The following is a 25,138-nucleotide window of genomic DNA, read 5'->3' as shown; positions in this document are numbered from 1 at the left end:
GGTACGGTTGAGGTCCGAGGAAGGCTGGGCCGGCATTCGGGCGGGCGCAGGGGGGCTTCCTTTTATTTATTGAGGGCATGCGCCTGCCACGGCTGTCAAGCGCGGCTGCGTGAAGTCGGGATCGCGGGCGCATGCGGCGCGGCTGCAGCGTGCCTGCATTGGGCCGGGAAATCGTGGCGGTCGTTCCGCCGCCGCTGCGCCTGGGGCGGTCAGGCGAAGCCCCCGGGCAAGGGGGCCGGAGGGCCGGATGGGGCAGGCGCGGGCCGGCTCAGTGCACCGGCTCGGGCTCGTCCTCGAACATCTGCGTTTCCATCCAGGCGTAGGCCGCCTCGGAACCGGGCTGGTTGAACAGGACCATCAGCACGACCCACTTCAGGTCGTCCAGGTCCAGTTCGTCCTGGTCCAGGGCCATGGCGCGGTCGAGCACCAGCTCGCGCTGGCCGGCATCGAGCACGCCGTGCTGCTCCAGGAACATCAGGAAGCCGCGGCATTCGACGTCGAGCCGGTCGAGCTCGGGGCCGAAATAGATGCGGGTCGGGCCGTCGGCGCGCGGGGCACTGGCACTGGGCCGTTGCTGGGCCAGCGCATCGAGCCATTCGAAGGCCTTGTTGATCTCGGCGGGGCTGAACCCGGCTTTGCCGAGCTCGTCAAAGAGAGGACCGCTGCGGAGCGAATCGTGGTCGCGGACGAGGTCCGCATCTTCGGTGAAGTAGTGCTCGAACAGGTACAGCAGGACGTCCAGAATGCTCTCTTTCATTTCCCTCGGCCTGCGCCGCATGCGGCGCGGTGGGCAGAAACTTGCGGGTGACCCGCGGGTCGCTGGGTGTCCCCTTTCGAAGACCCGGTTCAGCGATTGCGGAAGTACCGGCCGTGTTGTGCCTGAACACGACCATCAAGCTCCATGAGCAGCAGCATGGAGGACACTGTAGCGGCCGTCAATCCGGTCCGTGTGACAAGTTCATCCATATTGGTGGGGTCGTGACCCAGTGCCAGCCACAACTGCTGGTAGTCGGGGTCTTCGGCGGCTGAATCACTCGCCGCCCGGCCAACGATTTCGTCACCGGGGTGAATTGGGGCGTCCAGGCGGGTCCTCAAGTCCTGCGCCAGCACCTGTGCCTGCGGGGCCAGGGCAGTAATTATCTCGGCCGGGTCCTCGACCAGGCCGGCGCCGTCGCGGATCAGCCGGTGGCAGCCGCGGGCCAGCGGGTTGCGGATCGAGCCGGGCAGGGCGAAGACCTCGCGTCCGGCCTCGGCGGCCAGGCGGGCGGTGATCAGCGCGCCGGACTGCCAGGCCGCTTCGATCACCAGGGTCGCCAGCGACAGGCCGGCGATGATCCGGTTGCGGGTGGGGAAGTGAAACTGCTGCGGGCCCGTGCCGGGCAGGTGCTCGCTGACCACCGCGCCGCAGGAGGCGATCCGTGCCAGCAGGCGGGCGTTGGCGCGCGGGTAGGCGACATCCGGGCCGGTGCCCAGCACGGCCACGGTGATGCCGTCGGCGGCGAGCGTGGCTTCGTGGGCGGCGGTATCGATGCCGGCGGCCAGGCCGCTGGTCACCGCCAGCCCCGACTGCGACAGGTCGCGGGCGAACCCGGCCGCGTGCGCGATCCCCGCAGGCGTGGGCGCGCGGGTGCCGACGATGGCGACCGAGGGATGCCAGAGCAGGGTCGGATCGCCGGCGACGAACAACGCCAGTGGCGCGTTGGGTCCACGCAGCAACAGCGCCGGATAGTCGCGGTGATGACAGCCGAGCAGATGGTGGGAAGGCTGACGCAGCCACTTCTCGGCATTGGCCAGGCGCGGCGTATCGGGCTTGCGGAGGTTGTGTACTTGCGCCGCGGTCAGGCCGCTTTCGCGCCAGGCTGCCGGGCCCGCCGCCAGTGCCTGTGCCGGGCCGCCATGCCGTTCGAGCAGCCGTCGCCGCGGCTCGACCGCGCCGCCGGCCAGCAGAAGCCGCAGCAGGGCGTGGGCGTCGTCGTCATCGGCGAGGACAGGGGGTGGTGGCGCGGCGGGCGGCATCGCCCAAGCCTGGGCCGGAAACGACGACGGCGCCCTAGGGCGCCGTCGTCTTGGATCGTAGGTGGACCCTGCTCGCAGGGCTGCACCTGGATCAGTCAGCGATCAGTTGGTCGCGTCCGGATGCTTCAGGCGATAGCCCAGGCGGGTCGGGCGGATGCCGTCCATGACCAGCGCGTAGCTGACCTTCTCGAAGGTGCGGAAGACCATGACGTGGCTGGCAAACTCGTCGGGCATCTTGACCTGGCTGCCGCGGCCGGTGGCGTCGTAGCTGCGGTCGGTGCCGACCTTGACCCGGTCCACTTCCACGCTGCCCTGGCGCCAGGTCGACAGCACGGTGCCGTTGTCGATGCCGTCGGCGGTGCCGACCGACAGCGCCACGACGTCGCGGTTGCCGCCGCTGGTGAGCATGTCGGCCACGGCGATCACGCGGGCCTGGTCGATCGCCATCTCCTGGCTGGGAGCGTGCGGCATGAACTGCAGGTCGTAGGCCTGGGCCTCGACCGGGATCAGGCGATCGCCGACGCGGACTTCGCGGCCGTTGCCATCGATCACCAGCGTGGCAGCCTCGGCGTCACCGGTGATGCCGCGGCTGATCGTGCCGGTGGTCTGCTTGGTCAGCTCGTAGCCCAGGAACTCGCCACCGCCGGCCGGCATCTGGTAGTTCCAGAGCGATTCCAGGCCGATGTTGTGCTTGCCCCGGTAGTCGAGGTCGGCGGCGCGGCGGCCGGAGTTGTCGCAGCAACGCTCCGGATCCATCGTCACGTAGCGGTGCGACGGACGCACCACCGCGTAGCGCTGGCCCGGCTGGGCGTCGGCCAGGCCCTTGATGTAGGCCACCTGGTCGAGGCTGCCGGCGAGGCGGTCTTCTTCCAGGCCGACCACGTAGGGCAGGCTCTCGAATTCCTCGACCACGCGCATGTCCTTGAGGAAGGCCTCGACGTCGGACAGCGGGATGGCGTTGATCGGCGCCTCTTCACGCGGACCCTCCTGCACCGCGACGCGGTCCAGGTAGGCCAGCGAGAGCACGTCGCCGGGGTAGATCAGATGCGGGTTCTTGACCTGCGGGTTGGCCTGCCAGATCTCCGGCCACAGCCAGGGCTTCTGCAGGAACTTGCCGGCGATGTCCCACAGGGTGTCGCCCTTCTTGACCACGTAGGTGTCAGGATGGTTGCCCGCGACCTCGGCGGCCACGCCGTAGGTGGCGACCGTCAGCAACGCAGCGGTCAGCACCGTGCGCAACGGTTTGAAAATGGTGACCATCTGGTTTTCCCCTAATGAGCCTGGTTCGACGGCCCCTTGACGTGCTGCCCCAAGGCAGCTTCCCCATCCGCCGGTGAAGGCGGGGCCCCGCGGCAATATAGCCCAGAAGAAGCGCACGGTTGCAAGCGTGGCGGGGGCCCAACGGGGTTACAATCGCACTACTTGTTGTGGTTGTGACACACGCCCCCATTTAATTCGCTGTCCCGAACCCGCTGTCTAGAATCCCGCGCCATGGCCCTGCTTCCCATTCTCGAGTTCCCCGACCCGCGCCTGCGCACCGTCGCCGCGCCGGTCGACCCTGCGCGCGTGACCAGCGCCGAATTCCAGAAGCTGCTCGACGACATGTTCGAGACCATGTACGAGGCCCCGGGCATCGGCCTGGCCGCGAGCCAGATCGACGTGCACCAGCGCTTCATGGTCATGGACATCAGCGAGGAGCACGACGAGCCGCGGGTGTTCATCAACCCGGAGATCACCGCCCGCGATGGCGAGCAGGTCTACCAGGAAGGCTGCTTGTCGGTGCCCGGCATCTTCGCCGACGTGACCCGCGCCGACCGCATCACCGTCAGCTTCCTCGACCGCGACGCCAAGCCCCAGACGATCGAAGCCGAGGGCCTGCTGGCGGTGTGCATCCAGCACGAGATGGACCACCTGGCCGGCAAGCTGTTCGTCGATTACCTCTCGCCGCTCAAGCGCGAGATGGTGCGCAAGAAGCTGGCCAAGCAGCGTCGCCAGGCGGCGGCGTGAGGCTTGTGAAGCGGGAATAGAGAAGCGGGAATGGTGGAGCGGGAATGGGGAATGATCGCGTGCCGGCCATCCGCTGCACCGACTTTCGTAACGCTCCCGATCCAGCTCCAGCAGGCCGTATTCGGTCCGGCGCCTCAACCTGACGTTCCCCATTCCCCATTCCCGCTTCGCCATTCCCGCCTCCAGCTCCCCTCCCATGAGAATCGTCTTCGCCGGCACCCCCGACTTCGCCGTGCCGTGCCTGCGCGCGGCCTCGCAGCGCGGTGAAGTCGTCGCCGTCTACACCCAGCCCGATCGCCCGGCCGGGCGCGGCCGCGAGCTGACGCCGTCGCCGGTCAAGCGCGAAGCGCTGCTGCGCGGCATCGAAGTGTTCCAGCCGGAGAACTTCAAGTCGGTCGTGTCCAAGGACGCGCTGCGCGCGCTGAAGCCGGACCTGATGATCGTGGTCGCTTACGGTCTGATCCTGCCGCAGTCGGTGCTCGACATCCCCACTTACGGTTGCTGGAACGTCCACGCTTCGCTGCTGCCCCGCTGGCGCGGCGCTGCACCGATCCAGCGCGCAATCGAAGCCGGCGACAGCGAGTCGGGCGTGTGCCTGATGCAGATGGAAAAGGGCCTGGACACCGGTCCGGTGCTGCTCTCGCAGTCGCTGCAGATCGGCGAGCACGAAACCGGCGGCCAGTTGCACGACCGACTGTCCGCGCTCGGCGCGCAGGTGCTCGCCGACGGCCTGGGCCTGCTGCGCGCCGACATCCGGCCGGTGCCGCAGCCGCAGCCCGAGGATGGCGTCACCTATGCCCACAAGCTCGACAAGGCCGAGGCCCGCCTCGACTGGTCGCAGCCGGCGACGGTGCTGGCCAGCAAGGTGCGCGCGTTCAATCCCTGGCCGATGGCCGAGGCGGTCGTGGCCGGCGAGCGCCTGCGACTGCACGGTGCGGTCGCACTGGACGAAGCCCATGGCGCCGAGCCGGGATCGTTGCTTCGCGCCAGCCGCGATGGCCTCGATGTCGCCTGTGCTGTTGGCGTGCTACGCATCCGGGTGCTGCAGCGCGACGGTGGCAAGGCCATCACCGCGGCCGATTACCTCAACGGACGCCCGGACCTGCGCTGACGGCCGCCATGCCACGCCCTGACCAGACTTCCAGCACGAACCACAGCGGCGCTGCTTCACGCGCTGCCGCCGCACGCGTGCTCGACGCTGTGCTGCATCACGGTCGCTCGCTGAAGGCCGAACTCGCACTGGCCTTGCCGCGCATTGCCGATCCACGCGATCGCGCGCTGGTGGAAGCCATCTGCTTTGCCGTGCTGCGCCAGCCGGCCCGGTTCGAGTCGGCGCTCCTGGCATGGGTGCCGCGTCCGTTGCCAAAGCGCGACAGCGAACTCAAGGCGCTGCTGTTCGTCGGCTTCGCCCAGCTCGATCCGCTCGGCCTGCCGGCCCATGCCGCAGTGGCGGCCACCGTCGAAGCTGCGCGTACGCTGGGCCGACGTCACCAGGCCGGCCTGGTCAATGCACTGCTGCGTCGCGCCCAGCGCGAGGGTTTGCCGGCGGGCGAACCGCATGCGCACTGGCCGAAGTGGCTGCGCGATCAGATCAACCGCGACTGGCCCGACGACGCCGAGGCGATTCTCGATGCCAGCGCCGCCGAACCGCCGATGTGGCTGCGCGTGAACCGCCGCCAGCAATCGCGCGACGACTATCGCGCCCGCCTGCACGAAGCCGGCATAGAGTCGCAGGTGGACGAACGCTTGCCCGATGCACTGCGCCTGGACACGCCGGCAGCGGTCGCGGCGCTGCCCGGCTTCGCCGAAGGCGCTGCGTCCGTGCAGGACGCCTCCGCGCAACTGGTGGTCGAGGCATTGGCCGCGCCGCCGTCCGGACGCGTGCTCGATGCCTGCGCCGCACCGGGCGGCAAGACCGCGCACCTGCTCGAGCGCGATGCGTCCCTGCGCCTGGTCGCGCTCGACATCGACGCGCAACGCCTGGATCGCATGCGCTCGGGTTTCACCCGCCTGCGTCTGGGCGAGCGCGTGCAGCTGCTCGCCGCCGACGCCGCCGACACCCAGGCATGGTGGGATGGCACGCCGTTCGATGCGGTGCTGCTGGACGCGCCGTGTTCGGCCACCGGCATCATCCGCCGCCAGCCCGACGTGCTGCAGCACCGCCGCGCTTCCGACCTGACCGCACTGGTGGCGACGCAGGCACGCCTGCTCGATGCGCTGTGGGCCACCGTCGCGCCGGGCGGGGTGCTGCTCTACGCGACGTGTTCGATCCTCAAGGCCGAGAACGAAGCGCAGGTCGGTGCGTTCCTGGTGCGCACGCCGGATGCGGTTGCCGAGCCGCTCGACGAGCGTTTCGGGCGGACCAGCGGTGCTGGCCGCCAGCGCCTGCCGGGGGAACTGGGCTGCGACGGGTTCTTCTATGCGCGGTTGCGCAGGAAGGGCTAGGGCCGCAGTTCCCGGCGCGCGCCCGTTACCCGTCATCCCCAACTGCTCATACCCCAACTACCCGTCATCCCCGCGCAGGCGGGGACCCAGTGTCGTTGCTTGCGCTGGTGGTCGGGCCAAAGCGAAGTCGCTGGGTCCCCGCCTTCGCGGGGATGACGGGTGGTTGGGGATGACGGGGAGTTGGGTGTGACGGCGAGTTGGGTGTGACGGGGAGTTGGAGGCGGCAGGTGTGCGCGTGCAACGTGCGCGCGGCACCATCCGTTCCGACATCGCCACGACGCCCTCCCGCTATCATCCGCCGCATGCTCAAGCCGCTCGCCTCGCGCCCGACCTGGCGCAACGACACCACGCTGTTCTGGATCATCGCCGTGCTCGTGCTCGGCGCGGGCCTGGGTCTTCGCGATCCGTGGCCGGCGGACGAGCCGCGCTTCACCCTCGTCGCCAAACACATGATCGAAAGCGGCGACTGGCTGTTCCCGCATCGCGGCAGCGAGCTGTACTCCGACAAGCCGCCATTGTTCATGTGGTTGCAGGCGATCGCCTACACCGTGTTCGGCAACTGGCGCATCGCCTTCCTGCTGCCGTCACTGCTGGCCGCGCTGGGGACGCTGTGGTGCGTGGTCGATCTCGGGCGTCGACTGTGGACCCGTCGCGTCGGCATCTACGCAGGCTACGCGCTGCTGTTCGCGCTGCAGTTCACCTGGCAGGCGAAGAAGGCGCAGATCGATCCGCTGGTGGTGTTCTGGATCACGCTGGCCAATTACGGACTGCTGCGTCATGTGCTGCAGGTCGCGCGTAGCCAGGGACCGAACTGGCCGATGTGGATGCTCGGCTGGGCCGCGGCGGCACTGGGCACGATCAGCAAGGGCGTGGGCTTCATCGCGCTGCTGATGCTGATCCCGGCCGGTATCGCCTCGCTGCGCGGCTGGGACGTGAAAGTGCACGCCGGCCGCGCGAAGTTCTGGCTCGGTCCGCTCGCCTTCGTGCTGGCCGCGTGCGTGTGGCTGGTGCCGATGCTGATCGCCGCGGTTGGCAACGCCGGCCCCGAATACCGCGCCTACATCGACGACATCCTGATCCGCCAGACCGCCAAGCGTTACGGCGCTTCCTGGGACCACGGCCAGCCGGTCTGGTACTTCCTGGAAGTGATGGCGACGATGTGGTTGCCGACGGTGCTGGTGCTGCCATGGGCGATCCCGGCGTGGTGGCGACGCCTGCGCCGGCGCGACCCGCGCTACCTGTTGCCGTTGGCATGGTGGGCGCTGGTGCTGGTGTTCTTCACCCTGCCCAACGGCAAGCGCGACATGTACATCCTGCCGGCGTTGCCGATGATGGCGCTGGCGCTGGGGCCGTTGTTGCCGGGCCTGATCCGGCGCAAGGGCGTGCGCCGGCTGGCCTTCGGCTTCAGCGCGGTGCTGGCCATCGGCCTGCTCGTCGGTGGCCTGGCGATGCTGCTGGCCGATCCCGGTTTCGAGCGCCGTTTCGTCGCCGAGCGATCGCTCGAAGACGTATCCACCGCGCTTGCTGCCAGCATCACGGCACTGGGATTCTTCTGCGTCGGCTGCCTGCTCTGGTTCGGCCGCGCGCGTCCGATCGCGGCGATGCTGGCGACACTGACCGGGCTTTGGGTATGTTTCGGCCTGGCATTGGCACCGCTGCTCAACGATTCCTCGTCGGCGCGCGGACTGATGACCGAAGTCGGCCGTCGCATCGGCCCGCAGGCCGAGTTGGGCCTGGTCGCCTGGCGCGAACAGAACCTGCTGATGGCCGACCGTCGCGTCGCCGAGTTCGGCTTCAAGGTCGACTTCGACGAACAGATGCAGCGCGGGCTGGCATGGCAGCGCGGGGCGTCGGCGACGCGTTGGCTGCTGGTGCAGGACGTGGCGCTGGCCGAATGCATCGACAGTGGCAGGACGCAGCATCTGGGCAATGCCAACAGGCGCGGATGGACGCTGGTGCCGGGTGCCGCCGCGGCGGGCTGCCGCTAAGGCAGCAACCAATTGTCGTCCCGAGCGCAGCGAGGGACCTGCTGTTGCGCCGCGAAAACAGATCCCTCGCTGCGCTCGGGATGACAGGGCAAGAGTCAGCCGGTGCGCAGATCCGGCAGGGGATGCGCTGCGAACTCGGCGATATGCCGGTCCAGTCCCTGCGGGCTGCGAACGCGGCCGCTGGCGCGGGTGTCGGCGAGCAGGCCGTCGTTGGGGCTGGCGCCTTCCTCGTGCCGCTCCGGGTGGTACAGGTGCGTGGCCAGTCCGGCGAAGCGCAGCGAGCGACGCTCCAGCCCGGCATGGAACGCGCGCACGGCCAGGTCCTTGTCCTCGCGACCCCAGCCTTCATAACGCTCGTCGAAGCCGTTGAGCATCACCAGGTCGTCGCGCCACCAGCCCTGGTTGCAGGTCTTGATCGCGCTGCCGCTCTGGCCACGCGTGCTGCGCAGCGACAGCGCCGCCAGTGGCGGAATCCGCAGCGTGTGACGGCGGCGGGTGAGGCCGCGGTCGAAGAAGCCCAGTTCTGAAACTTCGTGCCTGAGCAGGCGGTCGCGGCCTTCCTCGTCGGTCAGCACGCGCATGCCCTGGACGAAGCTGCCGCGTTCGGCGGCGTGCAGATGGTCGGCGACGAACATCGGGTGCGGCAGCATGTCGCCGTCGAGCAGCAGCACGTAGTCGCCGCTGGTCGCCGCGATGGCGCGGTTGCGGGCGAGCGAGACACGGAAACCGCGGTCCTCGATCCAGCTGTGCCGCAACGGCACCGGGAAGGCGCGCGCGACGCGTTCGAGCATGGCGCGGGTGTCGTCGCGCGAGCCGTCGTCGGCGACCACGACTTCGTGCGGCAGCGTGTGCTGGCGTGCCAGTGCCTCAAGCGCCAGTTCCAGCGCCTGCGGCCAGTTGTAGGTGGTGATGACGACGCTGGCGCGCGTCGGGACGTTGGCGTTCATCGCTCCGGCCCGCTCACCGGCTGCCCGTTCTGCAGCATCCACAGCATGATCGTCTTCTGGCGCACGTAGTTGGCGCGGACGTAGGCGTAGACCAGGCCGTGCCAGCCGTCGCGGAAGCCGCCCCGCAGCAGGTAGCCGCGCCAGAACCGCCATGCTGGCGACAGCACCAGGCCGGTCAGGGTCGCGCGCTTGCCGCGGGCGAAGTCGTGCTCGGCCATCATCCGTGCATAGCGCTGGGTCTTGAGCAGTTGCTGTTCGAGCGAGCGGTAGGGGTAGTGGATCAGGTCGCCACCGATGGTCCGCACCGGGCCGTCGACGCTGGCGGCCTCGTGCACTTCGCGCGTGCCGCGCCAGCCGCCGCGGCGGCGGTCGAACAGGCGCAGGACCCGGTCGGGGTAGGCGTTGCCATGGCGCAGGAACCTGCCGAAGTACTCGTTCAGGCGAGCGAAGCGATAGCCGGCGGCATCGCCGAAGGCGCCGGCGCGTTCGGCCTCGATCGATGTGCGCAGGGTGTCGCTGACGCGCTCGTCGGCATCCAGGCACAGTACCCAGTCGTGCGTGGCCTGCTCGATGGCGAACTGCTTCTGGCTGCGGAAACCGTCGAACGCGCGCTGGATCACGCGGGCACCGAGGTCGCGGGCAATCTGCGCGGTGGCATCGGTCGAATGCGAGTCGACCACGACGACCTCGTCGCAGAACGCCAGGGAGGCGATGCAGTCGCCGATGCGGTCGGCCTCGTTGAACGCGATAATGCAGGCCGACAGCGGGCATGCTGACGCTGGCTGCGTCGCACCCGGTGTGTCCTGCGTCGATGGCGTATTCGAGGAAGCGTTGATGGCCGATTACCTGTTGTTCGCGAGCGAACGCTATGCGCTGCCCATCCTGCAACCGCTGGCGCAGGCGCTGCAAGCAGCGGGGCACGGCGTGTACGCCTGGTTCGTCGACGGCGCCGCCGGCGCCGGACTGCCGGCGCCGGTGCGAATGATAGGCCTGCACGAGGCAGTCGCGCTGAAACCGCGCGCGGTGTTCAGCGCCGCCAACTGGGTGCCGCCCTTCATCGAAGGCGCCAAGATGCAGCTGTTTCATGGCTTCAACGTCGAGAAACGCTCGGACGAGCGTGGCCATTTCCGCGTGCGCGGGCTGTTCGACCTGTACTGCACGCAGGGTCCGGCGACGACGGCGCCGTTCCAGGCACTGGCGGCGCAGGCCGGGCACTTCGCCGTGGTCGAGACCGGCTGGCCCAAGCTCGACCCCCTGTTCCGCGATGACGAAGGCGCTTCGGCGGCGCTGCGCGCGCCGGCCGGTTCGCGGCCGGTGGTGATGTTCGCCTCCACCTTCACCGAACGCCTGAGCGCGGCCCCGCACCTGTTCGACGCGATCGCCGCGGAAGTGGCCCGTGGCGAGCGTTACTGGCTGCTGACCCTGCATCCCAAGTGTCCGCCGGAACTGTTCGCGCGCTATCGCTCGCTGGCCGGTGCCAACGCGGCGTTCTTCGAAACCGAACAGCTGGTCGCCGCGCAGCGCGCCGCCGACGTGCTGCTGGCCGACACGACCTCGGTGGTGTCGGAGTTCGTCGTGCAACGCAAGCCGGTGGTGACATTCCGCAATCGCGCGCCCAAGCCGCACATGCTCGACTTCGACGATCCGGCGCGGTTGCCGCAGATGCTCGAGCGCGCCTTCGCGCCGGAGCCGTCGCTGCTCGCGGCGTTGACGGCCTACGCCGATTCGATCCATCCCTACCGCGACGGACACTCGTCGGAGCGCGTGATGGCCGCGACCGAAGCGCTGCTCAATGGCGAGCTCGGGACGCTGCGGCGCAAGCCGCTGTCATCGTGGTGGCGAGCGCTGCAGATCCGCCGCGAGCTGGGCTACTGGCGCCCCTGACCCGCCGCCCATCGCCCGCATGTGTAGGAGCGAGCTTGCTCGCGATGGGCGCCGGAGACGTGGTTCGCGAGCAAGCTCGCTCCTACACCCGCCAATCACCAGCGCAGCGGCCGCTGCGCCAGCGTGTGCGACAGCCGCCCATACAACGCCTGCGCCTGCGCCTCGGGCAGGAAGCGCACCCGCAGCGGCGGTGCCAGTGCGCCGGCGCCGCTGGTGTCCAGCCACAGCGTGGCGGTGCCGCAGCGGCGGTCGATCGGCGAACGCGTCAGTTGCAGGGCCTGCAGCTTGTCGATCTCGGCGAAGCGCCAATGCCGGTTCCACCAGCCTTCGCGCACCGCAATGATGTAGTCGCCGACGGCGTACGCGGCCCGCTGCGCGCGCCGCCGCGCCTTGAACGCCGACCACGGCAGCCACAGCAGGACCAGCAGACCCCACGCGCCGAACCGCACACACAGCGCCGCGGCCACGATCAGCACGGACGGCACCGACGGCAGGAACAGCCGCCACCAGCTCGACGACGGCAGGGGAGTCCATGCCAGCTGCAGCCAGTCCGCCCGCGGCAGCAGGTGTTCGATCAGGCCGTCGCAGGCGGCCGGCGTCGCGATCGGCGCCAGCTCACGCAAGGCGCGCTGCTGCCGCCCTTCCTCGGCCACTGCGGTATCGACCTCGAGACTGCGGCGTCGGAGCAGGCGGTGCAGCACGCCTTCGCGCAGCGTCCAGGCCTGGATGCGCCGGCGCGAAGCACTGGTGCGCCAGCGGGCCAGCAGGCCGCGTTCGACCGTGAGCCGGCGACCGTGCTCGCTCAACTGGAAACCGTAGTACTGCAACAGCGCCAGCGTCATCGACAACAGCCGCAGCGCACCGACCAGCACCGCGAACACCGCCAGCCCGGCGGCGGCATATTCGACCGGACCGAAGCCGTGCTCGCCCGCATAGCCGAACAGGCGCATGCCGAAGGCTTCGAACAGGTTCGGGATGAGCTTGGGACTGAACTGCGCCGAGCCGGCAAACGCCGCACCCACCACGATCATGCCGCGGTTGGAGACCAGCCCCAGCCGCAGCACTTCGCCCAGCGGCAGGATCAGCAGGGGGTGGGCAGCGGGCTCATCGACGGCTGCATCGGCGGAGATGGCGGCGCCGCGACGTCGCACGAGCGCTTCCAGCGCCAGCGCATCGTCGAGCTTGAGCACGCGCATCTGCGCCTCGGGCTTGGCGCCGCCGGCCGATTCCAGGCGCACTTCGGCCACGCCGAACAGGCGGTGCAGCAGCGACTGCTGCAGGGCGACGTTGTGGATGCGCGCGAACGGGATCACGCGCAGGCTGCGTTCGAGCAGGCCGCTGCGCACCACCAGGTGGTCGCCGGCGACACCGTAGCGGTAGGTGAAGTACTGCCACAGCGAGGTCACCACGAGCACGGCGACACCGATCAGCGGCCACAGTTCGTTGCGGTCGCCGCGGCCGAAGAACAGCAGCACCGCCAATGGCACGATGAACTGCTTGAGCTGCTGCAGCAGCACGAACAGCCACGACATCGGATGCAGGCGGCGCTCGGGTTCGGTGGCGGTCATTTGACCGTTACTGGTCGTCATCGTGGTCGATCTGACGACCGAGGCGGTCGCGCAGGCGCTCGGCGTCGCCGGCGTCCAGGTGCGGCACCGACACCGAGCTGTGGCGGGTGCCAGCGGTGTGCACGACCAGCGTCGCCAGGTTGCGCCGGCGCTGCAGCGGGCCGCGCTTGAGGTCCAGGTGCTGCACGCGCGTGGCCGGTACCCGGGTCTCGCGCTGCCACATGCGACCGCGGCGGATCCCCAGGCCGTCCTCGTCGAGACGCCAGAAGGTATGGCGGTACTGCTTCAGGCCCAGCCAGATGCCGAGCGCCAGCCCGACGATCAGACCCAGCGGGGCGAGAAACGCCGGCAGTTCGAAGACACGGGCGAAGATGAACCCGGCGAACGCGAACGGGATCGCCAGCGGCACCGTTCCGAGCAGGAACAGCGTGCGGGAGCGAGCGGGCAACGGCTGCCATTCGGCGGCGGAATCTACGCCATCGGATGGCGCGGCTTGCGGCGGGGCGTGCGGCGAGTCGGGCGTGAGCATGGGCATCCGTCAGGTGTCAGGCGTCGGCCGCGCCAGCGATGCCCGTGGTTCGACGGCGTCGCCCGGTCAGCGGTTCCAGTACGGGTTCTCTTCCCCAGAACCCGGCGGTCGCAGCGTATAGCGTTTGTAGGTCCACTGGTATTGCGCCGGGTCGCGCCGGGCGATGTGTTCGACCGAGGCGTTGAGCGCGGCCACGGCCACCTTCGGATCCGGATCGGCGACCGCGGCCGGTGCCGCCTCGATGTGCAGGGCGAAGCCGGGGTGGCCGGTGTGGGTGTCCACGCGCTCGCACCAGGCGAACAGCACGGTCGCCCCGGTGCGCGCGGCCAGGCGGCCGAGCAGGGTCATCGTCAGCGCCGGGACGCCGAAGAACGGCGCGAACTCGCCGTCGCCGGCCTTGGGTTGCTGGTCGGGCAGGATGCCGACCACGCCGCCGTCGTTGAGGCGCTTGAACAGCTGGCGGATCGCCGGCCCTTCGGCGCGGACCTGGGTGACGCGCTCGCCGTTGTCGCCGCCGTCGTGCCCCGCATCGGCGCGGACCAGGTTGAGGAACGCCTCGACCACCGCCGACTCCGGCGGCCGGTACAGGATCGCCAGCGGCGTGCGCCAGGCCAGCCACTGGTTCAGCAGCTCCCAGTTGCCATGGTGGGGTGCGGCAATGATCACGCCGCGGCCGGCTGCGATCGCCTGGTCCATCAGCTCGGTCCCGTGCTGCTCGCGCAGCAGGCCCAGGTTCTCTGCGTGCGGGCGAGTCCACAGTCGCACGGTCTCCAGTACCTGGCGCGCGGTGGTGCGAAGGATGGCCCGATGCAGTTCATCGCGCTGCGCCGGCAGCAGATCCGGGTACGCCAGTTCCAGGTTGATCCGCGCCACCCGGCTCTCGCGCACATCGCGCCAGCGCCACCACGCCGCCAGCGCATCGCCCAGGCGCAGCAGCCACGACCAGGGCAGGCGGCCGAGCAGGGCGGCGGAGGCGTAGAGCAAGCGGGCGGCAAAGCCGGTCATGGCGTGGTTCGACGAGGGAGGGGGGCGCCGAGCTTCCGCCCGGACCGCGCATTAGGCTACAACAGCCCCGAAATCCCACTTCCGCCGAACGAGCCGACGACCTGCATGCTGGCCCTGATCCAACGCGTGACCGAGGCGACCGTGCGGGTCGAAGGCGAAACTGTCGGTGCCATCGGCCCCGGCCTGCTGGCCCTGGTGGGCGTGGAGCCGGGCGATGGCGAAGCCCAGGCGCAGCGGATGGCCGAACGGCTGCTCGGATACCGTGTATTTGCCGACGAGGGTGGCCGAATGAATCTTGGTCTGGCGGACACCGGCGGCGGGTTGCTGCTGGTCAGCCAGTTCACCCTGGCGGCCGATACCCGCAGCGGGATGCGTCCGGGCTTCAGTACCGCCGCCGCGCCCGAGCTGGCTGAACCTTTGTTCAGCAGGCTGGTCGGAATCTGCAGGGAAACACACACGGGGGGGCTGGAAACGGGGCGCTTCGGTGCCCATATGGTGATCAGCCTGGTCAACGACGGCCCGGTCACCTTCCTTCTTCGGTCCTGAGTCCGGCCCCGACCCCTCCGGCCTGATATACTGGAACGTTCCCCATCCTCTCATAGCGCGGTGGCGCAGCACATGGCCAACGAACGTCAGCCCCCCTCCTCCGATATCAAGCAGTTGATCAGCAAGGGCCTGGAGCAGGGCTACCTGACCTATGCCGAGGTCAACGATCACCTGCCCGACGACCTCGTCGATGCCGAGCAGATCGAAGACATCATCGGCATGATCAACGGCATGGGTATCGAGGTCCACGAAGTGGCCCCCGATGCCGAAACCCTGCTGCTCGCAGACGGCGGCACGGGCAACCGTGAAGTCGACGATACCGCCGCCGAAGAAGCTGCCGCAGCGCTGACCGCGCTCGACGGCGAAGGCGGCCGCACCACCGACCCGGTGCGCATGTACATGCGCGAAATGGGTACGGTCGAACTGCTTACCCGCGAAGGCGAAATCGCCATCGCCAAGCGCATCGAGGAAGGCCTGGGCCAGGTCCAGGCATCGCTGGGTATTTTTCCGGCGACCATCGCCTCGATCCTCGAAGACTACGAGCAGCACAAGGCGGGCAAGAAGCGCCTGGCCGAAATTATCGTGGGCTTCAACGATCACCTCGACGACGTGCCGGAGCCGCCGGCGCCGGTCGTGGTGGCCGACCCCGATGCCGAGGCCGATGACGACGAGGAAGAAGCACCCGTCGCCGAGGAAGCCGAAGAGGTCGTGAGCGGCCCGGACCCGGTCGAGGTAGCCGCGCGCATGGAAGCGTTGGCCGACCACTACAACAAGTTCCTCAAGGCGCATGCCAAGCACGGTGCCGGTCACAAGACCGCGCTGAAGCTGCGCGAGGACATGGCCGCGGTGTTTGTCACCTTCAAGCTGCCGCTGCCGCTGACCGATGTCCTCGTGCGCGGCCTGCGCGAGGTGGTCAACAAGATCAAGGACCACGAGCGCCGCATCCTCGACTTGTCCACGCGCGTTGCGAAGATGCCGCGCAAGGATTTCATCCGCGCCTGGGAAGGCAACCAGACCAATCTGGAGTGGGTGGACGAGCTGCTCAAGCGCAAGCAGAAGTGGTCGTCGGGCCTGCGTGACGTCAAGGACCAGATCATCTCCGAGCAGGAAGCCACGATCGCGGTCGAAACCGCGTCGCTGCTGACCCTGGCCGACATCAAGGACATCTCCCGCCAGATGGCCTATGGCGAAGCCAAGGCGCGCAAGGCCAAGAAGGAAATGGTCGAGGCCAACCTGCGCCTGGTGATCTCGATCGCCAAGAAGTACACCAACCGTGGCCTGCAGTTCCTCGACCTGATCCAGGAAGGCAACATCGGCCTGATGAAGGCGGTCGACAAGTTCGAGTTCCGTCGTGGCTTCAAGTTCTCGACCTATGCGACCTGGTGGATCCGCCAGGCGATCACCCGTTCGATCGCCGACCAGGCGCGCACCATCCGTATCCCGGTGCACATGATCGAGACGATCAACAAGCTCAACCGCATCAGCCGCCAGATGCTGCAGCAGTACGGCCGCGAAGCGACTCCGGAAGAGCTGGCGAAAGAAATGGACATGCCGGAGGACAAGATCCGGAAGGTCATGAAGATCGCCAAGGAACCGATCTCGATGGAAACCCCGATCGGCGACGACGAGGATTCGCATCTGGGAGATTTCATCGAGGACACGAACATCGAGTCCCCGGTCGAGGCCACCACCAACATCAACCTGACCGAGACGGTCCGCGACGTGCTCGCCGGGCTGACTCCGAGGGAAGCGAAGGTGCTGCGCATGCGCTTCGGCATCGACATGAATACCGACCACACCCTCGAGGAAGTGGGCAAGCAGTTCGATGTCACGCGTGAGCGCATCCGCCAGATCGAAGCGAAGGCGCTGCGCAAGCTGCGTCATCCGAGCCGGTCGGAGCAGTTGCGCAGCTTCCTTGATATCGATTGATTTGTTGTCGGTAGCTGGATCGGAAAAGCCCCGCATTCGCGGGGCTTTTTTGTGCCTGTCGTCCCGAACGCAGTGAGGGGCCTGCTGGTGCGTGTTGGGCCTGCCTCTGCGGACGACGCTTCGGTGCTTTGTTGCCCGGTCTTCGGTGGCCCTCACCCCAACCCCTCTCCCGTAAACGGGAGAGGGGCTCCCACCGTCATTGGAGGACCGTCATCCCCGCGAAGGCGGGGACCCAGCGGCGTTGCTCTGATGCTCGTCATCCCCGCGAAGGCGGGGATCCATGGACGCTGCTTTCGTTGCGCATATAGCAGCCATCTGTCCGTCAGCCCCGTTCGCCGTTACCCTGAACGGATGAAAGCCAAGCCGAACGCGCAGCCCAACCAGAGCCTGATCGACGGGATCGCCACGCTGCAGGCGCTGGCCTCCTCGCCCGAGCCCGTGGGCTGCCGGGAACTGGCGCGCCAGCTCGATGCCAACCCGACCCGCGTCAACCGCCTGCTCAAGACCCTGGCGTACCTGGGTATCGCCCGCCAGACCGCCAACCGCAAGTACACCGCCGGCCCGGGCATGCACGTGCTGGCCGCGCAGAGCCTGTTCGCCTCCGGCCTGATCCGGCGCGCGCTGCCGGTGCTGGAGGACCTGCGCCGGTACGGTCACACCGTCGCCCTGGGCGTGCTGTGGAACCATAGCGTCAGCTACCTGTTCCATGCTCCGCCGGGGATCGAGGCCGCGCGCGGACTGGGTCGCATCGGCCTGTTGCCGGCCACTACCAGCGGCATCGGCATCGTCCTGCTCGCGCAGATGACCGACGAGGACATCCGCGACCTCTATGCGGGGATCGAGATTCCGATGTTCCCCGAGGGCATCGAGTCGCTGCTGGCGACGCTGCAGGTCACCCGCGCGCAGGGGTATGCCCGGGTCCACGTTGCCGACGATCGCGACCACCACATCGTCGCCGTGCCGATGGGCGATCCGGTGCATGCGGGTATCGCGATGTCGGGCTGGATCCCGGAGTCGGCGACCGCCGATCTGGTCGCCGCGCTGCGTGAGGCGGTGAGGGAGATCGGCTGAGGCATGATGCAGTGCGGATTGACGTGTTGCTAAATTAGCAATACCGTCCAGCGACACCTTGGGGAGCGGGCGGTACTTCGTGAACTGGAAAGGATCGGCCCGCGTCCGCTGGGCACTGCTCGCCCTGCTGTTTGTCTCCACCGTCATCAACTACCTCGACCGCCAGGCCCTGTCGATCCTGGCGACGACGATCCAGCGCGACCTCGGCATGGACGATCCGGCCTATGCGCGCGTCGTGCAGATGTTCCTGTTCGCCTACACCGTGGCCTACCTGCTGGCCGGCCGGATCACCGACTGGCTGGGATCGAAAGTGGCACTGGCCCTGTTCGTCGGCTGGTGGTCGATCGCCAATCTATTCACCGGACTGGTGCGCACTGCCGGCGAACTCGGCGCTGCGCGTTTCGCGCTCGGGCTCGGCGAGCCGGGCAACTACACGGTCGGCTCGAAGGTCGTCTCCGAGCATTTCCCGCCGCAGGAACGCGGACTGGCGCTGGGCATCTACACCGCCGGGGCGATGGTCGGCGCGACGATCGCGCCGCCACTGATCGGTGGCATCGCGGTGGTGTTCGGATGGCGCTGGGCGTTCATCACCACAGGTGCGGTCGGCCTGCTGTGGATCCTGGCATGGTGGTGGATCTTTCCTTCGACGCCGCGCGGCGAAACCGCGGCCGCAACGCCTGCAAGCGCCGAGGCTGCACCGATCACGAATGAAGGCTCGCTGTGGCGCAGCCTGCTGCGCGATCGGTCGATGTGGCTGCTGGTGCTGTCGCGGGCGGTGGCCGATCCGGTCTGGTACTTCTACCTGTTCTGGTTTCCCAAGTACCTCAACGACCAGCGCGGCATGACCCTGGTCGCGGTCGCGTCACTGGCGTGGCTGGTGTACCTGGCCGCCGACGTCGGCAGTGTCGGCGGCGGAGCGATATCCAGCGGCCTGATCAAGCGCGGCATGACGCCCGTGCGCAGTCGCCTGGTCGCGATGACCGGCGCGGCGATGCTGGCGCCGCTGGGGCTGATCGCCGCGTTCCATCCGCCGTTGACGATCCTGTTCGCGATCGCCGCGCTGGTGGCGTTCGCCCACTTGGTGTTCCAGATCAACATCAGCACGCTGGTGGTGGATCTTTACCCGAGCCGCTACATCGCCACCGTCTTCGGCTTCATCGGTGCCGGCAGTGGCCTGGGCGGGATGCTGTCGACGCAGGTGGTGGGCAAGCTCGTCGCCGGGCACCAGTTCGACCGGACCTTCGTGCTGATGGCGATGCTGCATCCGATCGCGATGCTGCTGGCGTGGCTGGCGGTGCGACAGGCGCGACATTCGCGCCTGATCCAGTCCCTCGATGGCAGCGTCGTTCAGGCGACCCCGACGGCGTAATCCCAGAAGCGCTGGCCCGGTACCGCGCCCAGGCCGGGGCCGGTCGGCAGACGGTAGTGGCGATCGGCATAGTCCATGTCGGTGTCGAGCAACTCCAGCGAGCGGGCGAATACCGAGTGCTGCCATTCGTGGCGCCACAGGCCGCTGATTACCGTTGAGGCGTGCAGGCTCGCCGCCAGGAAAATGCCGGTGCCAATCGTAGCGTGCGGTGCGATCGCCACGCCGGCCGCCTGTGCCAATCGCGCGATGCGCAGGAACTGGGTGATGCCGGTGTGTCCCATCTCCGGCTGGATATAGCGCACCGCGTTTGCTTCCAGCCGCAGCCGCGCCTCGTACTCGGTGTGCCATTCCTCGCCGGCGGCGACTGCGATCGCGCCTTCGCGCGCCACGCGCGCCAGGCCGCTGACATCCTCCGGTTTCACCGGCGCCTCGACGAACTGCAGACGGTACGGCGCGAGGCGGTCGATCAGCGCCAGCGCCGGGTCGGCATCGAACTTCCAGTGGAGGTCGACCATCAGTTCGGCGGCGTCGCCCAAAGCCTCGCGCAATGCGGCGATCTCCTCGACGATCCCTTCGCTGCTGACCACGGCGTGGATCTTGAAGGCGTCATGGCCCTGCTGCTGGAACTCGCGCGCCATCTGCACGCGCCCGGCCACGGTCGCCGCCGGCAGGCCTGACAGGTAGCCAGGCACCTGCTCGCGCTGGCGTTCGCCAAGCAGTTGCCACAGCGGTTGGCTCCGCGCGCGTGCGCGCAAGTCCCACAGCGCGATGTCGAGCGCGGCGATCGCATCGACGTAGAAGCCGCCGAAACTGCCGCGCACGCGCATCAGCCCGTACAGGTCATCCCAGACCTGCTCGACATCGTCAGGATCGCGGCCGACAACCTCCGGTGCGAGCAGGTCGTTGATGATTTCGCAGACGGCGCGAGGTGCGCAGATGCCGTAGGTCTCGCCCCAGCCGACCGCGCCGTCGTCGGTGGTGATCCGTACGACGACCGAACGATCCACGGACGGATAGATCGTGCCGTTGCCCTTGCGTACGACGTAGCCGCGCTCGTTGATGCGTTCGCCCGGGCCGAGTGGTCCCAGGTAGGGCGTGTCGCGCGGCACGGTGACGATGAAGGTCTCGACGCTGCGCACCTTGCTCATGCCGATGTCGCTCCGGGCACGCGGTCGAGTGGGACCAGATCAGCGATGCGTGCCAGCAGTGCATCGACCTCGCGCTGGTCGAACGCATCCAGTGCAGGCCCGGGCGCCCGCACGTGATCGCTGCCGATCAGGCCGCGGCGCTTGAGCACCGCCTTGGTCAGGCGCCAGCGGAACACCGCCTGCACGCCGAGCAGCGGCAGGCTGCGTTCAAACAGCTCGCGTGCGCCCTCGATGTCGCCGTCGGCGAACCGCTTGAGCATGGCCACGTGCACCTCGGTGACTTCGCAAGCCGGCATCGTACCCTTGGCCCCGCGCACCAGTTCATCGATCACATAGCGCGCACCGGCGCCGCCGAACACCGCATCGAGGGCGTCACCCGTGCGCTCGCTCAGCTGGGTGATGCGTTGGCCGGACGGCTGCGTTTCTTCCTTGACGTAGCGGATGCCCGGCACCTGCTCGGCCAGCCAGGCGACCTCGTCGACGGCAAGGCCGACGCCCATCGGCGCCGGTGCGTTCTGCAGCATCACGGGAATGCCGCTGGCTTCATGGATTGCGGAAAAGTAGTCGGCCATGGCCTGCGGATTCCCGGCGTGGCGGTGCGGGGTCAGCACCATGGAGGCAACCGCACCGGCCTGGGCGCCTGCACGCGCGAACTGCATCGCCAGTTCCGGATCGGGGCTGCTGGCGCCGATCACCAGCGGCACGCGTCCTGCGATCCATTCGCCCAGACGCGCCGTCATCTGCAGGCGCTCGTCGGTGCCGAGCATGTCGTACTCGCTGGCCAGGCCGGGGAACACGACGCCGTCGGCGCCCGAGGCCAGGATGTACTCCAGCACCGCGCGCGTGCCGGCGTAGTCGATCGCGCCGCTGTCTTCAAAGATGGTTGGCAGGATCGGGAATACGCCTGTAAGTGCCGCGCCTGTAAGTGCCGCGCCCTTGTCTGCCTTCCCTGTGGATTCGCTCATGAGTTCCCCGTTGCGTCACGCCTGCGGATGTGTCGCTGGACGTTGCTACCACGGCAACATTCCAACTGATTGAAATCTGGAGATTATTGCGCTGCAGCAACGATTTATCCGCAAAAACCCTTGCTTTGCGCAGAACATATATTGCTATATTAGCCACACAACGCAAGCAGTTCGTATCGCAAACAAGACCCAGCAATGACTTCGGGGGGAGGCCCGGTTCATGCGCAAGCTTCGTCGAACGATTCTGTCCACACTGATGACACCCGCGCTGCTGGCGTCCATGGCCGCCGCGGCACAGACCAGCACCGCCGCGCCCGAAGCGGCGACCCCGGCTCCCCAAAGCAGCTCCAGTACCAGTGACGAACCGCGGACGCTCGACCAGGTCACGGTGATCGGCATTCGCGGCAGCCTGGAAGCGGCCAAGGACATCAAGCGCGACTCGACCCAGATCGTCGACGCGATCGTCGCCGACGACATCGGCAAGCTGCCCGACACCAACGTCGCCGAATCGCTGGGCCGTGTGGCCGGCGTGCAGCTCGAGCGCGGCATGGGCGAGGGCAGCGACATCCTGGTGCGTGGCCTGCGCGAGAACGTGATCCTCTACAACGGCCGCCAGATCGTCGACGCGACCGGACGCGGCGGCAACGGCCTGGACCAGCTCAACACGTCGACCTACGGGCTGCTGACCCTGGTGCCGTCAGAGCTCATTTCGCGCCTGTCGGTGACCAAGCTTGCCGGTTCCGACCAGATCGCCGGTGCGCTGGGCGGCATCATCGACATCGAGACGCGCAAGCCGCTGGCCGGCGACGCCTCGCAGAACGTTGTCACCGCCGAAGCCGGCTATGACGAACTCGGCGGCAACGGCGGCGGCGGACTGTTCACGCTGCTGTCGGGCCGCAACAGCGACAGCAGCTTTGGTGGCCTGATCTCGGCGACCTACAGCAAGTACGACGTTGTCCAGCAGGGCCTGGACACGTTCTCCGGTTACGCCCGCTTCAACGACACCACGGTGACGCCCGCGCGCACGCGCTTCGGCAGCACCGACATGCGCGCGCAGGACATCAACGACGATCGCGAGAAGTACGGCATCAGCGCCGTGCTGCAGTGGCGCCCGACCGATGGCGTAGAGCTCACCGCCGACACGTTCTATTCCAAGCAGGACGCCAAGCGCGACCGCTACTGGATCGCCTTCAACCCGAGCGCGGCGCTGTCGAACGCGGTGTACTCGCCGCACGACATCCTGATCAAGGGCACCTCGGCCGGCCCGGTGCTGGTCAATACCGAGATCGCCGACATCGATGCCGAGGTCTGGTCGAGCGCCCTGCGCGCGACGTTCCGCGGCGAGGGTCACCTGGGCGGCTCGGCGGAAGTGTCCTACGGCACCTCCAGTGCCGAGTACCACCAGAACTACATGCGACTGCAACCGGTGGCCGGCCTGACCTCGCTGGTCGACTTCGACCTCACCAATGGCGATTTTGGCAGCTTCAACGTGCGCGGCGTCGATCTCACCGATCCGGACCAGTTGCGCCTGTCGATCCTGTTCGACAACCGCTACCGCGCCGAGACCGACACCACCGCCGTGCGCACCGACTGGAGCTGGGACTTCGACGATTCGGCGATCCGCGCGCTCAACTTCGGCGCCCGCTACAGCTCGCTCGACACCACCCAGAACCCGTTGCGCGCCGACATCCGCCCGGCCGGCGGCATTCCCGCCAACCAGCTCGGCGATTTCCTCGAGATCCACAGCAACAACGACTTCATGGACGGCGAGTTTGCCGGCCTGCCGCGCAGCTTCCTGGCGGCCACCCGCCATGCCTTCACCGGGTGCGGCGCGTTCACCGCGTTCCCGTCGATCACGCAGGACCCACAGTGCGTCGACGGCGCCAACAACACCCTGGCCTATGCCGGCACGTTCAACATCGCCGAGGATTTCACCGAGGCCTACGCCAAGCTCGACCTCAACACCGCGGTCGGCAACATGCAGCTGGCGGGCAACGTTGGCATCCGCTACGTCGGCCGCGACATGGATTCCACCGGAAACCTGATCAACCCGAACGGCTCGCCGCAGCCGACGGTGTTCAGCCGCAATGACGACTACTGGCTGCCCTCGGGCATCGCCAAGCTCGACATCAACGACAGCCTGGTGCTTCGTGGCGGCGTCGCCCGCGTGGTCGCGTTCCCGAACACCGAGGACCTCAACAACGGTGTCTCGCTGAACAACAATGCCGTCTTCGACAACGGCGTGCAGATCACCCCCGGCACAGGCACCGGCGGCGCGCCGGGACTGGATCCGTTCGAGGCCGACCAGTACGACCTGTCGCTGGAGTGGTACTACAGCGACGAGGGCATGCTCTCGGCGGGCCTGTTCTACAAGGACGTGTCGACCTTCATCGTCCAGCGCCAGAGCGCCGAGACCTACGGTGGCGTCAACTTCCTGATCAACCGCAAGGTCAACGGCGACAGCGCCACCATCCAGGGCCTGGAACTGCTGGCGCAGGTGCCGATCGCCGGCGGCTTCGGCATCGTTGCGACCTACACCTACATCGACTCGAAGACGCCCATCACCGACATCAACGGCAATGAGATGGCCTTCCCGGGCCTGTCGAAGAACAACGCCAACCTGATCGGCTACTACGAGCAGGGACCGTTCAGTGCACGCCTGGCGTACAACTGGCGCGACGAGTACCTGGTGGCGCTGTCGGCGGCGGCCACCGGCATCTACAACGACACCTACTCGGACCTGTCGGCCACGGTAAGCTACGACCTCAACGACCGCCTCACCTTCCAGCTCGACGGCATCAACCTGCTCGACAGCCAGCAGAAGACCTTCGACGGGTACGACGAGGGCCTGCGCACCAACGTGGTGTTCGGTCGCGGTTACAAGGCGACGGTGACCTTCCGCTTCTGAGGCATCGCGCGGCTGTAAATGGCGATCGACCTCGACCAGGCGGAGAATCGCGGAATGAGCGAAGGCAACATGGCGGGTCGGGTGGCGCTGGTGACCGGGGCCGCAGGCGGGATCGGCGCAGCCGTTGTCCGCCGCTTGCAGCAGGACGGCGCGCGCGTCGCGGCGCTGGACCTGCATCGCGCACCTGCGGCCGATGCGTCGGCCGTCGCCGACCTGCGCTCGGCCACGGCCATCGATGCTGCCGTGGCGGAGCTTGAGGCGGCGCTTGGCCCGGCCGATGTGCTGGTCCACTGCGCCGCGATCTGCCCGCCCGGAACGCTGATGGATTCGGCAGACGAGCTGTTCGCCGACACCTACGCGGTCAACGTGATCGCCGCTGCGCACCTGATGCGGCACTGCGCCGTCCACATGCGCGAACGCGGCGGCGGTTCGATCGTGTTGCTCACCTCGATCAACGCCCGCTTCGCCACGCCGGCGCTCGCTGCCTATGCCAGCTCCAAGGCGGCGCTGGAGGAACTGGCGCGCACCGCGGCACTGGAGCTGGCGCCGTGGCAGATACGCGTCAACGCGATCGCCCCGGCATCGATCGATACGGCCATGCTGCAGTCCTCTTTCGACCGCGAGCCCGACCCGGCGCTGGCGCGCGAACGCAACATACAGCGCCACCCGCTCGGGCGCCTGGGCACGCCGCAGGACATTGCCGAGCTGGCGTGGTTCCTTGCCGGCGATCGCAGCGGCTGGATCACCGGCGGCGTGTTCCCCGTCGACGGCGGTGCCGGCGTCACCAGGCGCTGAACTCCGCCACCTCCACTC

21 protein-coding genes are annotated in these 25,138 nt (G+C 68.1%); 11 read left to right on the top strand and 10 right to left on the bottom strand.

Going from position 1 to position 25,138, the window contains the following annotated elements; genetic code table 11:
* Window positions 1-268: 268 nt before the first annotated feature.
* The 3 genes from AC3A3X_RS00860 to AC3A3X_RS00850 form a co-directional block, all read right to left on the bottom strand.
* Window positions 269-757 carry a DUF494 family protein gene (locus AC3A3X_RS00860; RefSeq protein ID WP_200607559.1) on the bottom strand — a complete coding sequence of 163 codons (489 nt, stop codon included), beginning with the start codon at window positions 755-757 and terminating at the stop codon, window positions 269-271.
* Between the two features lie 89 nt (window positions 758-846).
* Window positions 847-2,016: a DNA-processing protein DprA gene (dprA, locus tag AC3A3X_RS00855; protein ID WP_487581173.1), complete on the bottom strand. Its 1,170-nt coding sequence runs from the start codon at window positions 2,014-2,016 to the stop codon at window positions 847-849.
* Window positions 2,017-2,118: 102 nt separating this feature from the next.
* Entirely contained in the window at window positions 2,119-3,267 is a 1,149-nt protein-coding gene (locus AC3A3X_RS00850) for a LysM peptidoglycan-binding domain-containing protein (protein ID WP_487581343.1), read from the bottom strand.
* Between the two features lie 240 nt (window positions 3,268-3,507).
* Between AC3A3X_RS00850 and def the strand changes: the two genes are divergently transcribed.
* The 4 genes from def (at window position 3,508) to AC3A3X_RS00830 (ending at window position 8,456) form a co-directional block, all read left to right on the top strand.
* Window positions 3,508-4,023 carry a peptide deformylase gene (gene def, locus AC3A3X_RS00845; protein WP_487581172.1) on the top strand — a complete coding sequence of 172 codons (516 nt, stop codon included), beginning with the start codon at window positions 3,508-3,510 and terminating at the stop codon, window positions 4,021-4,023.
* Between the two features lie 196 nt (window positions 4,024-4,219).
* Window positions 4,220-5,134, top strand: a complete 915-nt coding sequence (gene fmt, locus AC3A3X_RS00840) for a methionyl-tRNA formyltransferase (protein WP_487581171.1) — start codon at window positions 4,220-4,222, stop codon at window positions 5,132-5,134.
* Between the two features lie 8 nt (window positions 5,135-5,142).
* On the top strand, window positions 5,143-6,468 hold the full coding sequence (rsmB, locus tag AC3A3X_RS00835) for a 16S rRNA (cytosine(967)-C(5))-methyltransferase RsmB (RefSeq protein WP_487581170.1): 1,326 nt from the start codon (window positions 5,143-5,145) through the stop codon (window positions 6,466-6,468).
* Between the two features lie 302 nt (window positions 6,469-6,770).
* Entirely contained in the window at window positions 6,771-8,456 is a 1,686-nt protein-coding gene (locus tag AC3A3X_RS00830) for an ArnT family glycosyltransferase (protein ID WP_487581169.1), read from the top strand.
* Between the two features lie 95 nt (window positions 8,457-8,551).
* Here AC3A3X_RS00830 and AC3A3X_RS00825 read toward each other — a convergent pair whose 3' ends face one another.
* A complete protein-coding gene (locus AC3A3X_RS00825; protein WP_487581168.1) occupies window positions 8,552-9,403 on the bottom strand; it encodes a glycosyltransferase family 2 protein in 852 nt (283 codons plus the stop codon).
* Window positions 9,400-10,167 carry a glycosyltransferase family 2 protein gene (locus AC3A3X_RS00820; RefSeq protein ID WP_487581342.1) on the bottom strand — a complete coding sequence of 256 codons (768 nt, stop codon included), beginning with the start codon at window positions 10,165-10,167 and terminating at the stop codon, window positions 9,400-9,402. The genes AC3A3X_RS00825 and AC3A3X_RS00820 overlap by 4 nt, the downstream gene beginning before the upstream one ends.
* A gap of 67 nt (window positions 10,168-10,234) precedes the next feature.
* On the opposite strand from AC3A3X_RS00820, the gene AC3A3X_RS00815 reads away from it, so the two are divergent.
* Window positions 10,235-11,287 (top strand): CDP-glycerol glycerophosphotransferase family protein, encoded by a 1,053-nt coding sequence (locus tag AC3A3X_RS00815; RefSeq protein WP_487581341.1) that lies wholly within the window; start codon window positions 10,235-10,237, stop codon window positions 11,285-11,287.
* A 95-nt stretch (window positions 11,288-11,382) separates the two neighbouring features.
* Here the strand turns inward: AC3A3X_RS00815 and AC3A3X_RS00810 are convergent, their stop codons facing one another.
* The 3 genes from AC3A3X_RS00810 to AC3A3X_RS00800 form a co-directional block, all read right to left on the bottom strand.
* Window positions 11,383-12,855 carry a PH domain-containing protein gene (locus AC3A3X_RS00810; RefSeq protein ID WP_487581167.1) on the bottom strand — a complete coding sequence of 491 codons (1,473 nt, stop codon included), beginning with the start codon at window positions 12,853-12,855 and terminating at the stop codon, window positions 11,383-11,385.
* A gap of 7 nt (window positions 12,856-12,862) precedes the next feature.
* Complete coding sequence (locus AC3A3X_RS00805) at window positions 12,863-13,384, bottom strand: PH domain-containing protein (protein ID WP_487581166.1); 522 nt, start codon at window positions 13,382-13,384, stop codon at window positions 12,863-12,865.
* Between the two features lie 66 nt (window positions 13,385-13,450).
* Window positions 13,451-14,389 carry a lauroyl acyltransferase gene (locus AC3A3X_RS00800; protein ID WP_487581165.1) on the bottom strand — a complete coding sequence of 313 codons (939 nt, stop codon included), beginning with the start codon at window positions 14,387-14,389 and terminating at the stop codon, window positions 13,451-13,453.
* Between the two features lie 105 nt (window positions 14,390-14,494).
* Between AC3A3X_RS00800 and dtd the strand changes: the two genes are divergently transcribed.
* The 4 genes from dtd to AC3A3X_RS00780 all read left to right on the top strand — a co-directional run bounded on the left by dtd (window position 14,495) and on the right by AC3A3X_RS00780 (window position 19,304).
* Window positions 14,495-14,935 (top strand): D-aminoacyl-tRNA deacylase, encoded by a 441-nt coding sequence (gene dtd / locus AC3A3X_RS00795; protein ID WP_487581164.1) that lies wholly within the window; start codon window positions 14,495-14,497, stop codon window positions 14,933-14,935.
* A 60-nt stretch (window positions 14,936-14,995) separates the two neighbouring features.
* Window positions 14,996-16,864 carry an RNA polymerase sigma factor RpoD gene (gene rpoD / locus AC3A3X_RS00790; protein WP_487581163.1) on the top strand — a complete coding sequence of 623 codons (1,869 nt, stop codon included), beginning with the start codon at window positions 14,996-14,998 and terminating at the stop codon, window positions 16,862-16,864.
* Window positions 16,865-17,215: 351 nt separating this feature from the next.
* Complete coding sequence (locus AC3A3X_RS00785; RefSeq protein ID WP_487581162.1) at window positions 17,216-17,935, top strand: IclR family transcriptional regulator; 720 nt, start codon at window positions 17,216-17,218, stop codon at window positions 17,933-17,935.
* Window positions 17,936-18,014: 79 nt separating this feature from the next.
* On the top strand, window positions 18,015-19,304 hold the full coding sequence (locus AC3A3X_RS00780) for an MFS transporter (RefSeq protein ID WP_487581161.1): 1,290 nt from the start codon (window positions 18,015-18,017) through the stop codon (window positions 19,302-19,304).
* Here the strand turns inward: AC3A3X_RS00780 and AC3A3X_RS00775 are convergent.
* Together AC3A3X_RS00775 and AC3A3X_RS00770 are read right to left on the bottom strand one after the other, a co-directional pair.
* Window positions 19,283-20,452 carry a mandelate racemase/muconate lactonizing enzyme family protein gene (locus tag AC3A3X_RS00775; protein WP_487581160.1) on the bottom strand — a complete coding sequence of 390 codons (1,170 nt, stop codon included), beginning with the start codon at window positions 20,450-20,452 and terminating at the stop codon, window positions 19,283-19,285. The genes AC3A3X_RS00780 and AC3A3X_RS00775 overlap by 22 nt on opposite strands.
* On the bottom strand, window positions 20,449-21,417 hold the full coding sequence (locus AC3A3X_RS00770) for a dihydrodipicolinate synthase family protein (RefSeq protein WP_487581159.1): 969 nt from the start codon (window positions 21,415-21,417) through the stop codon (window positions 20,449-20,451). Before AC3A3X_RS00770 ends, AC3A3X_RS00775 begins: the two co-directional genes overlap by 4 nt.
* 256 nt (window positions 21,418-21,673) lie before the next feature.
* Between AC3A3X_RS00770 and AC3A3X_RS00765 the strand changes: the two genes are divergently transcribed.
* Both AC3A3X_RS00765 and AC3A3X_RS00760 read left to right on the top strand, forming a co-directional pair.
* Entirely contained in the window at window positions 21,674-24,325 is a 2,652-nt protein-coding gene (locus tag AC3A3X_RS00765; protein ID WP_487581158.1) for a TonB-dependent receptor, read from the top strand.
* An 18-nt stretch (window positions 24,326-24,343) separates the two neighbouring features.
* The gene (locus AC3A3X_RS00760; RefSeq protein ID WP_487581157.1) at window positions 24,344-25,120 is read left to right on the top strand and encodes an SDR family NAD(P)-dependent oxidoreductase; all 777 of its coding nucleotides are present in this window, start codon (window positions 24,344-24,346) and stop codon (window positions 25,118-25,120) included.
* Window positions 25,121-25,138: the final 18 nt, after the last annotated feature.

The sequence above is a fragment of the Lysobacter sp. Soil_N_23 genome (assembly GCF_057656135.1).
Note: the sequence above shows the minus strand (reverse complement) of the source record. Positions and strands in the feature narration are given on the sequence as shown.